The organism is Vibrio thalassae (assembly GCF_900089835.1).
In the GTDB taxonomy this organism is placed as follows: Bacteria; Pseudomonadota; Gammaproteobacteria; order Enterobacterales; family Vibrionaceae; genus Vibrio; species Vibrio thalassae.
This window is the reverse complement of sequence record NZ_OANU01000095.1, coordinates 1-10,708: the sequence shown is the minus strand read 5'-3', so window position 1 is coordinate 10,708 and position 10,708 is coordinate 1. Positions and strand designations below refer to the sequence as shown.

Sequence of the window (10,708 nt, the reverse complement as noted above, 5' to 3'; positions counted from 1 at the left end):
AGGATTACTTTTATCGGATACAAAGGTACCTCGGTCACCACAAATACCAAAGAAAGAATAGACTAATTCGGTATAGGCCGTTGCCCCTACATTGGCCAGCGCAAACTTACGACCATATTGGGCCCAATCAGAGACATAGCCGCCAAACTTAAGCTCATTGTTACGAATAACACTCGATGCGTTCGCATTAGAAATTACTTCTGACACTTCCTTACCGTCAATATTGGCAACCGCAGTACAATAGCCTGAGGTGCAGTCCGCAGGATTAGAAGGTGGTGACGAATTATCATCCGTATTATCTGTGCTCGAATCGTCATTAACAACTGAACTATCATCAGTACTATCTGTGCTCGAGTCATCATTAACAATTGGATTATCAACATCCTCCACAATCACCACATCAGGATACTTTGCCTTAACACAGTTCTCGTAACCATCATCATCAAACGTTGTATAAGCAGTTTGATAAGTGACGAGTTTACATTTGTAGGCATTTTGCCAATCTTGCTCCCAGTAAATAGGCACCGCCCCCGCGCCCGTTGACTCAAATGGCTTCATATCTTGACAGCCAAGCGCCTCATCTGCAGGGATAGCCATTGAAAAATAGTCAGCAAATTTTTGGTAGTAGGAGATACGATTTGCAGGACCGGTATGGCTTTCATTGCCCGCACCACATTCAAGACCGCCGTTAATAATGTGAATCGTTGCGCCAAATCCACTACTGATACCAGCGTCAATATCGGCTTGATTCGGTTTCCAAGAGCCATCAATAACACTCAGCATTGAAGGTTTAGGCGGTTGTGGGTACACATAAAAGAAGATAGCAGAAGCAATGTTTAACCATGTATCAGCCACTTTCTCTGGGCTGTTAAGTAATACATTAGCATCGCCGTATATAGCATCTGAGAATGGGCCGTAATTATAATTGTAACTTAGCTGCTTGGCACCACGACCAAAATAGGACTTGTACTCACCACTGTCAAACTTACCACAGGGCCAGACTTGGCTGGCAAAATCGTCTGGATTATTACAATTGCCGTTATAGCCATTTAACGCAGTTTCTGTCCAGCCCATCTCACGCACGAAGTACAAACCTTGCTTCCATGTTTCGCCGTCAAAGGATGAATTTTTCCCTGTTTCCTGAACAAAATGAGCAAACATGGTTACTAGCGATTTACGACAGATAGCATCACTATCGCGACCATCGTCGTAGGTATCACATAAAGCCGGAAACTTAGCTACCGCTTGCAAGAATTTAGGATAAGAATATTCAGGTGCTGCATGAGAGAACAATTCATCCCAATCACTTTGAGTGAATATGCTCTCAACACGTTTAACGTTGTCTGGATTACTAATATTCAACGGAGTTACGGCTTCTACTATGCTGTTGTCCAGGGTTCTGATCATCAACCTTGCATCATTGATCGCCGTCTTATACCCGCTCTCTGCATCAGATTGATGCTGAATAAGCTCTGAGCGATAGATCGTATATGTATCATTTGAATCATCAGTATTGGTATCTGTTGTACTCGTATCTGTTGTACTCGTATCTGATGTACTCGTATCTGTTGGATCTGCAATAGGCACATTAACGGCATCCGCGATGACAGCTGCAATGGTTTTATCAGAGCCAGAGTTTGACGCGATGGCATTGAGGCCATTATAAAGCTGTGCACATAAATTGTTGTCGCCATCCTTAAATGGAATACCACAAGCGGTGTAGGCTGCAGAGCGATCAGCAGGGACGGCACCATTGATGCCCAGCCCGTCTTGCATTGCGGTTACTATTCGGCCGTCATCTTGCTCGACAGTCCAAACGAACGTACCAGCTAGCCCAAGAATGTCCGCCAATTTGGCTTTCATATAAGCCGTTCTTGGGGTATCAATGGAAATGTAGTCGCCGGTTACGTTATTGTAATAAGCATCAGCATGGGCTTCAAAATCACTATAAAGAGCGAAATCACCTCGTCCTTGTAAATCATCACCTGCGACATTGCGCCATAGGTCATAGCCTTCCATCACGCCGTTTTCAAAGGTACCTGCTGACGGATCTTTTGATGCTTTCGTACCACTTATGGCCCCTTGCTCATTGGTTGTTAAATCGTTCGATTTAAAGCCTCGACCATAATTAGCAATGCCCATCAATAAGCGATCACGCTTAAAGCCTGCTTGCTCAAATGCTTGAATAGCTGCATTTACACTCCAGCGCATATCATTATCATTAGGTGCAGCGCCTGATAACGACGTCGACGGCATCACGCTAGTTTGATGCCCTAGTTTTGTGTCCCACGCGCCGAAATAGTCGTAATTCATCATATAGATGTAGTCGAGACACCCTTGATCATAAATGGTTTTATAGTGCTCTCCGATATGACCAATAAACGTTGTCGTCGCCCCCACGGCACTCGAGACTTCGACATTATCACCCAGCCCTGATTTCACCGCACAAACTAAGTCTTTAAAATATTGACCATCATTTGACGTGAATTTTCCTGAGGCGCCACCATGGCCAGGAAACTCCCAGTCAATATCAAAGCCAGTAAAGCCGTATTCAGTTTGAAGCGCTTTTAAAGAATTGACGAACGTTTGAATATTTTCTTGGCTCGCTGCCATACGATGAAATGGCTCAGACATGGTCCAACCACCAATGCTGGCAGAAATATTAATATTAGGGACTTGTTTCTTAATGTACTGTATCTGTTCAATCACTCCTTTGCTTTTACCATCGACATAAGGTTTGCTACTTTGACGAGGGCTGACTGAAACACCAAAATCAGCCCAAGGGTCTAAAAATACAACCTCAAATTCTTTCTTACCCTGAGCTTGACACTCTGCAGCTATCGTACCGGCAAGCGATCCCTTATCCCCACAAATACCCAAAAAAGCAAAGACGAGTTTATTGTATGGAAAGGTACCCTCTGGCGTCAGTAGGCGCTCAACATCAAAGCCACGACCATACACGCTCCAATCCGATAAATACCCAGCAACGACTTTATTTTTAAAATCACTAGGAGCTGTAAATGTCATTGTTGTTGGGGTTTTACTTTGAGTTAAGCCACTTCCTTTCACTACGGCAGAATGTATGTCAGTTGTTGTGTTATCGACTTGCGCTATATCTGTGGCTACATCGTCTTCTTCATTATCAACGGTACCATTATCTTCTATAATTTCAGCAACTTCTGCACCAACACTGTTGATAGTTGAGAGTTCTTCTGCACTCGTCACTTCTTCATTTACGATCAGTTGGCAAGTATAATTAACACCATCAAGTGTTAACACACAGCCTTCATTTGAGATAACACCATAAGTACTTTTACCTGTAATACTAGCCCCAATTGAGTTTTCAACATCGGGACTTAGTGACCCGTTCCAGCTCTTGTTGGTGACATTAATAAAAGACTGCCCCTCTACATCTTTCAAGCCACCACCGTGGGACCACATAGAGATAGCACTGACATCTGCAGGTTTTTGAAAGGTTAAAGACCAAGAGGAGGTCGCGACAGGAGAGGCGAATTTGATCACACCATTAAAGCCGGTAGACCATGGTTCACCCGCTTTTTCCAATATAATATCTACCACCGTTTCATTTGTAACCAATTCTACAGGAGAACCACCTTGGTTAGTTCCGGTAGCGTTGACATCATCCGTTATATCACCATCCTCAACAACCTCTTCACTATTGATATCAACTACAAATGAGCTACCACTTACGTAATCAGACAAGGTGTCGTCGTATTTGATGATGCAGCTTTCCCCTTTGTAGCGACATCGGGTCAAGTCATTAACTTCCGTTGGCGACCCCTTACCATTAAATCCAATTACTCTATGCTCATCAGGTTGTAATGGTTGCGAATATTTGTGAAATTTAAAGGTATATTTGGTCTTGCCATTATTAAGTACTTTTTTCTTGAGACCTGCTCCCCAAGCACCTTTCATGTCAAGTGATTCAGAAATCATCGATAAGGACTTATTAGCCACATCCAATGGGCCATCTGAAAGGTTAATAAGTTTTATTTTGCCGTTATAGCCAGCCCAAGCATCACCAGGCTGCCCCCACGCACCATCATAAGAAAAGAGCATAATAACCGGGCCAGCTTCTTTGATGCTTGCAGTAAAATCAAAGTTCTCTGGAGGCGTTTCTTTTAAATCATTAAGTCCGGAGGCCGTTTGATTAAGTTGTTCTGCCAATGTGTCGTCAATAGTGAATTCTGTCGATATTCCCTGCGCGGCCACGGCTTGTTCAACGGAATTACTGGCAAAATCCATCGAACAATTTAACTCATCACAATTAAATGCAACCGCCTCTATAAGTTCATCATGACCACTAGATTCAATGGGAAAATGGCCAAATAAAAGAGAATCCGCTTCAAGACTAATGCCTAATGAATCACTAATAGGTTGAAGCATCGCAACAACGCCACTCGCGACATTGTCGTACTCTTGTTTTATTGAATCTAAGTCTGATAGCGAATCATTATTGAGGATACTTTTAGCGATGAGATCGGTGTAAGGTGTTATCTTTATTGGTTTATCAAAATCTTGCGCAAAGATTACTGCCTCTAAGATTACAGTATCAGAGGCTTCTAATTCTACAATTTGAGCCAATAAAACCTCTGAATTCAAATCACCGGGGATATCTATATCAAAACGGCTCAACGTATCTAATTCAACTGATTCGACTACTGTTCGTTGAGATTTATCATTTAAATCAAGTTCGTAAAGCGTAAGTTTATGTCCAGGTAAACCGGCACCGACGGCGACCGTACCTGCTACATTTTCGCTCACGTCGCTGTCGTGAGTTTGAACAATACCATTTGTTTCAAAACACGAGCTAAGAATCAACGTAGAAAGAGATACCAGTAATGTTTTGAATTTCATAATAAAAAACTGCCATTAAACTAGAGGTTAGACATATCACAAAGGAACAGTATTAATATAAATGTTACTAAGCCGGAATATTAGTCTAGGCGGCAAATCCTAGTACCGCAATAAATTTTAACAAAAAACAACGTTCGCTGTAGTGAGTCGCTTAAATTCATCTATTATTTCAGTAAATTACAAAAAATATTACTTATGGATTTTAAAATCATAAATCTTGTCGGCTAATTTTGAATCTATATTAAGTGAGTTGCTCATTGACTAATGAAGAATGTTGATCAAAGCTGTACGTAGAGATAATATAAAATATAGACTATAAAATAGTTAACGTTCAGATAGTTAGATTTAAGTAGGTTGTATGACAACATCTTTATAATCGGGTAATTATTGTTATGCTTTTAAACTATGTAGTTAGAAAACTATCTATTGACCCATTTTTTTGCAAATTTAGAGTCTTGTACACTCTTTTTTTATTATCAGTAGTAATATCATCACCTTCTCAGGCTGCAGACTCTGACGGTGATGGTTTTAGTGATCAACTCGAAAGCATTTTAACATCGGATTTAACACCCGGTGGCGATGATAGTGGGTTATTTACTGTCGATAACGATGGCGACAATATTGCTGACATTTGGCTTACGATTAAAAATAATCCTGATGCGCTTGCTGCTTATGTTCAGGGAACGACTTTTGACACTACTGCGTCAAGCAGTAGGATATCGCTTTGGGATGAATTTATTGGCATTGGCGCAAGCCAAACCATCAATCTTACAAGCTTAACGGCTAATGATGCCGCATCATTTATTTTTATCATCAACCTAGAAGAGTTTGACCCCGCCCAGTACACAGATTTTTACGACCTACACTTATTTAAATCTAATCCCGCAGCGTCGCCCGACCCATATAACTCATTTCTTTTAATGTCAGAAGGCACAGGTGCGGCTTTGCGCCAAGTGTCACAACCTGGTAGCGAATGGGATAACTCAAGTACCAGCCAAGGTTACGTAACCAACGTCAACTTCACCAATTATCCAGCAATAACCAATCAAACCAAATTTAAGATGTTTTACTTGGCCTACGATGGTTATAGACAATTTAATTTATATACAAATACTAACTCTCTATACTCACTCAACTTTGATGACTTCAGCTTTTCAGGTGGGGACACGTTACAAGTTGGTTTGAATGCTCGAAATGCAAATGGAGCCAGTATTAACACCCATTTTGATAATTCATTATCCGGTGTGTATGGCTTTCAAGCTTTTAATAAAAAGTTAACTCAAACCGAACGGAATGCTTTTTTTAACAGATTTTCAATTACTAATGGAGATACTGATAAAGACGGGGTTCCCAATAAATTTGACTTAGTAAGTACGGTATCAACAGTCCAAAATATGGGAAATCCTGTCATTATTGATACTGTTAAAGATGAGGTTAACCCAAACCTAACTCTTACTGCCGGAAGCAACAATCTTACTCAGGCGACAATCGAGATTATTGGTTCACAAACGGGAGATGTATTATCTATTGATACTAGCTCAATCAGCGGCGCCAATAATAGCTTTAGTGGCAATACGCTCACCATTAATGGCACCGGTAACGCTAGTGATTATGAAACTGCTCTGAGAACACTACAATTTACTCGCACAGACAGCGCTGAAAGCCGACTCATTACATTGAAAATCTCGCTAGGGGACAGCAATAATGATCAAAATATTCAAACGTTTGACGTCAGCGTCTACACACCTTTTGGCAACTTAAAAGCCCAACTCAACGAGTATAATGCAAGCTATATTACTAATTCGCCATTTAATGGTCAGTCTAAACTGCATTTCATTGAGCCTGATGATAGCCATTATCAAGCGATGGGATTTAGTCATTCAGCCTTCGATGGTTATTATGATGAGAATCATTCAGCATTCTGGATAACCAATACGTTGTCTATGCTAAGGCAAGACAGGGATATTATTTCTGGATATAACCTCACCGAGTTTCAAGATTATATCGGTAAAGACGCTGATGGTGACAAAAGACCTAGGTATCAAGATCTAGGAAGTATAAATCAAGGTGTGGATGCGGATAATATATACAATCTATACAACTTATATATGTTGCACCCGTATCCTCCCGCTACAAATCTTTCATCATGTAATAACGACATAGACAACTGTACTGAAAGCCAATTGATCAAGCTTTCTTATAAGCTTAATTCAGGCGTTGAGCAAACCACGTTTCTCTCATTACCGGGGAATCGTTCCTCATCTTCTCGCTATACGAATTGGATAGGTGGCAAATTAGCGGACCTCAGCTCTGACTTGGTTCAGCACAAGTTCATTGTGGGCGACCCAACTGACACTTCACAACCAATAGTGAATGGTTCAGGCAGTCAAAATGCCGTTAGTGCTCTTAATAGCGCATCATTGGAAGTCACTGAGTTAACACACATTAGCGAATGGGAGACAGTAAGAAATTATTTCGTTAATCAGTCAGAAACTAAACCGAGCTATGAGGATTACAACGCAATAGGCTACAGTGCTATTGATGCAAATAATGTTGATGAGCTCACCGACCGACTATCACGTTTAGCGACCATTGAGCCTGCAAGGTCAGGTGGTCATAACTACCCTAATATTAATGTGGTTGCGTCTACTTACAACAAAGTGATGTCGTATATTGACGACAATACCAGTGATAAACCGACAGAATTAGAATGGCAAGATGTCGGTTTTGAAGGTGTAACGTCCGGTAATTTAACGACATTTGAAAACCTAGTAAGCAACATAGGATCAGTTGATACAATTGATGCTCTACGTACTGCAATTAATACTAATACCGCATCGACAGATAATGATAACGATGATGTCGCTAGCTATCTCGATGAAGACGATAACAATCCATATACTGATTATGATGGTGATGGATTTAACGACCTACTAGAAAAAAGCCTCGCGGCTCTGGATCCTCTCGTGGATAACAGTGCCGAATGGACCAAAGATATTGACGATGACCATATTGCCGATATCTATAACGAGTTACAGTCCCCCACCACTCGTGAGCCTATGTCGCACTGGTTAGCTGGTCAGGTCTCTTTCCAAGATTCAAGTATCACATCCAATCGTATTTATAAGCGAGGGTTTACCCCTAATTATGGCCTGGCTACCGACCCAGAAACTGTAGACCTGACATTCTTACGCAATAGTGATGCCCATTATCAGTTCGTTGCCTATTTAGAGCATATTCCTGAATTAAGAGCGATTAAACTATTTGATAGCAAAACTCTTTGTCAAACTGATGAAACCTGCTTAAGTGGTGCAGATGCAGATTATGGTAGCGGGTCAATTGATCTCAGGTTAGAGCATAATCGATTCAATAAAGTACAGTTCAGATACAGTAATCCAGACACAAACATATCTGCTTCGTTACAAACATTTAGCCCGTTAAAGAATAGCCCCTTTAACAAGTTTGCACTGGTGTCGCTCAATTGGGAAGAAAGTAGCAAAACCTATAAACTCTATCTCGATGGGCAGTATCAAGGCAGTGTGACTTATTCAAGGTTCGAGTCGATCCATGACCAAAGCACAGAGATTGGCATGGTAGGCCTTTCCCAAAACGCTTATGCTGAGATGGGGCCTGCAATTTTTGACAACACGCTAACTGGTGTTTATGGATTTTCAGCTATCGCCAGTGCTCTTGACCAAACGTTTGTTTCTACTCAAGCCGCACGATTTTTAGACGCTGTAGCGGATGTTGATAACGATGGCGTTTGGGATAAATTCGATCTGGATATCGACCAAGATGGTGTGGCGAATTCGGATGAATTAAATCAAGACAAGCAGAGTGATCCGTTTTCAGACACCGAGACTCGTGGGGTCTCTGATTTACTCAAACTCGCGATCACCGATTACTATGATGCTCAAAATCAGGCCGCCCCAAGCATTGACAACACATTGCTATCAGATACTGATGGCGACTATATTAGGGACTTGTGGGATCACATCAAAGATGATGGTCGCTCTCGTGCCGCATGGGCGATAGAAGAGTGGGCTAATTTATCGACTCCAACATCAGTTGTGGATAAAATTGTTCAGCACCACCCATATTTTATTCCAATAGCGTTACTCAATGATTCAAGCAGCCCCTCTCCTGTGACGATGGACTTGAGCAATATCGGAGATGGCGATGCGTCTTTTGAGATCATCACTTATATCGAGGACTCAAGTTTATGGGGAGCGGTGAGCTTATTTGGGGTCGATTTAGAGCTTGGCGGTGGACAGCCTACGAATACGCAGTCCACAGGTCAACGCTTTATGCTCAGCAATGGTCATCAAGATAAACAGCTTGGTTTTGAGCTTCAATCCAAAAATGGCGTATCTGGTGAATCCGGCGCTAATGGCTTTACTCGAATAAAAATGGATTTCTCTCCATCAGGTAGCGAAGTACCAGTCATACGTGATGGTCATGTACAGCATTTAGCCTTAATTTACACCCAAAATACTAAAAGCTATGATCTTTATATTGATGGTGTTCTAACCGCAACGATTAGCAATACAACGAATAATACTAATAATGATTTCATCACTGCTATTAAAGCCAGTAACAGCCAGATTGGACTGCGTGTTGAAAGTTCGTCAACAGGTGGATCAGTTAACACCATAAACTCACCGAATGATGGTATTTATGGCTTTGCCGCTTACTCTGGCGCATTAACTCAACAAGAAATTCAGCAACGTGCGGAGGCGGTGGCGCAACGGGCAGAAAATAGTGATGAAGATAGCGCGTATGACAGTTTGGATGTTAACACTAGCCTATCCGTTGCCAGCTTTAGTCAAACCGATTACACCTATAGCGAAAACCAAGGCTCCTTAACTCTTGATAGTAGCGCCAGTATTGTCGACAGTGAAGATACACCATTAGCCAGCTTAACCATCGAACTTATTGACTATGACGCTAACCAAGATTCAATTAACCTTTCTACTATCAACGGCTTAAACATCAACAATACTGGCGATGTGATCACTGTGACACCAAGTACCGGAAGCACTGCAAATCGTAGCCTTTTTGAAGATGCCTTGCAGACATTGCGCTACGAAAACAGCTCTGAGGATCCAATTACGACAACACGTACTATCCGGGTAACGACCAATGATACTCAGCGGGATAACATCACTGATATCTCTTTAACCGTGACTTCCATCAATGATTTGCCCATCGCCAATAACAGTAATGTCACCGCAATAGAAGATACGCGCTATACCTTCATCGCCAACGCTTTTGATTACAGTGATGAGGAATCGAACGACTACAGTGCCATTATCATTGAAACGCTTCCAAGTGACGGCACCTTATCAGTTGGCTCGGGCAGCGCCATTACTCAGGGGCAAGTAATACCACGCGCCGATGTGGCGAACCTGCAATATCAACCGCAAACCAATTCAGCCGTACCCGATTCCTTTACTTTTCATGTCGTCGATGATGATGGTGATAACTCCATCAGCGCCGCCACCATGACCATCGATATTTATGCGAACAATGATGCGCCGAGCCTGACTTTTGATTCACCCGACAAGGCATTTGTCAACGGCGATGGCCCAACGGCCTTATTGAAGAATGTAAACATCACCGATATTGATTCAAGCACAATAGCCAGCGCACAAATCACGCTAATTGGCGCCAATAGCAATGAGAGTTTAAGTTTTACTGCGTCAGGCGGTATCACGGGAAGCTACGATACCAGCAATAACACACTGACGCTGACGGGCGATGCCTCTATCAGTGATTACCAAACCGCACTCGAAGCCGTTCAATATAGTAATACCGATTCTAACTTTAC

The 10,708-nt window shown here is 42.0% G+C and carries 2 protein-coding genes; one reads left to right on the top strand and one right to left on the bottom strand.

Annotation, left to right across the window (positions count from 1 at the left end; genetic code table 11):
• Positions 1-4,878, bottom strand: a 4,878-nt coding sequence (locus VTH8203_RS25160) for a glycosyl hydrolase family 18 protein (RefSeq protein ID WP_096995049.1), incomplete at its 3' end; no start/stop codon positions are given.
• A gap of 455 nt (positions 4,879-5,333) precedes the next feature.
• Between VTH8203_RS25160 and VTH8203_RS18980 the strand changes: the two genes are divergently transcribed.
• Positions 5,334-10,708: Ig-like domain-containing protein (locus tag VTH8203_RS18980; RefSeq protein WP_158296192.1), on the top strand; the 5,375-nt coding region annotated here is incomplete at its 3' end.